Consider the following 1341-nt stretch of genomic DNA (forward strand, 5'->3'; position numbering starts at 1 on the left):
CGCCCAGCTCGCCGAACAGGCGCAGCGCGTCGGCCCACAGCGGCGGGGACGCCTCCGGGTCGCCGTTGATGCGGACCGTGCCGGCCACGCCGCACAGCGCACCGGCCCGGCCGTACGGCTCGCCGATGCGCTCGCAGAGCGTCGCCGCGCGCTCGAAGTGACCTCGCGCCTCGCAGAACTCGCTCTGGACGTACAGCATCGCGCCGAGGTTGATCTCCGAGGCCGCCTCGCCGCGCAGGTCGCCCGACTCGGCCGCCGCCGCCAGCGCGTGGTCGCAGCAGCGGCGCCACTCGACCAGGTCGCCGCAGAACTCGAAGAACGGGAGGCTGGCGCTGGCCAGCTCCCAGCACGGGCCGGGCATCCCGGCGGTGTGCGCCTGCTCGACCATCGTGGTGATCGCGGACCGCTCGGTCTCGAACCACGCGAGCGGGTCGCGCAGCAGGACCTCGGTGGTCTCCGGATCGAGCGGCATGCGGGGCGCGTCACCGGACAGCGGTGCGTAGTAGCAGTTGGGCAGGCGGCGTTCGGCCTCGTCGGCCAGCGCCGAGCCGTCGTCGAGGGGCTCGCGCTGTGGCGCGACGAACAGGGCGTCGGCCGGGCAGTAGGCCTCGCACAGGAAACAGGTCTGGCAGTCGGACCGGCGCGCGATGACCGGCACGCCGTCCGGGCCGGTGTCGAACACGTCGGTGGGGCACACCCGTACGCAGAGGTCGCAGGTGACGCACCGTTCGGCGGAGACCACCGGAGGCCGCCGGCCCTCGGTGGTGCCGCCGAACAGGATGTCCACCTGGCGCGCGCCGGGTCGACGGGCGTACGCGGCGAGGATCTCCGGCGGCGGGTCGGCGTCACCACCGGGCTTGATCACCAGTCGCAGGTGGGCCGGCCCGGCGCGCGCCCCGGGCCGTGGCGGCGACCATGCAGGGCCTCCCCGGCCGGAGACCATGCCCGGAGGCTATCGCCGAGGGGCGAGCCGGTCGTGGACCTCATCCGCACGCGGGAGGTTCGGCCGACCGTTGATCGACCGTGTGTCGGGATCGGTTCCTGAGAGATGTTGAACGAGGGATGGCCGGGCCTTACGCCCGGCGTGACGTCGCCGCCGCAGGCATTGACGATGCGATAACGACATGTTTCCGAGGTGGTGGCATTTACCTATATTCCTTGTCGGAAATACCAACTAGGCTGCTACGGTGACTCTTTCTCCAGCTCGGGCGTACGCCGGTCGCGTGCCGGCGGTCGCCATCGTCGGCGGGGGTGCGAGCGGCATCCGCGCCGCCGCGCACCTGCTGCGCCGCGCCACCGGCTCCGGGGTGCCGCTCCGGGTGGCGCTGATCGACCGCGACG

The 1341-nt window shown here is 72.9% G+C and carries 2 protein-coding genes; one reads left to right on the top strand and one right to left on the bottom strand.

Annotated elements, in window-relative coordinates:
- A partial coding sequence (locus ACFFNX_RS50105; protein WP_378213556.1) for a 4Fe-4S binding protein occupies positions 1-943 on the bottom strand: 943 nt, incomplete at its 3' end.
- A gap of 280 nt (positions 944-1223) precedes the next feature.
- On the opposite strand from ACFFNX_RS50105, the gene ACFFNX_RS50110 reads away from it, so the two are divergent.
- On the top strand, positions 1224-1341 hold a 118-nt coding region (locus ACFFNX_RS50110), incomplete at its 3' end, for an FAD/NAD(P)-binding protein (RefSeq protein ID WP_378213557.1).

The sequence above is a fragment of the Actinoallomurus acaciae genome (genome assembly GCF_042429965.1).
GTDB classification, from domain to species: Bacteria; Actinomycetota; Actinomycetes; order Streptosporangiales; family Streptosporangiaceae; genus Actinoallomurus; species Actinoallomurus acaciae.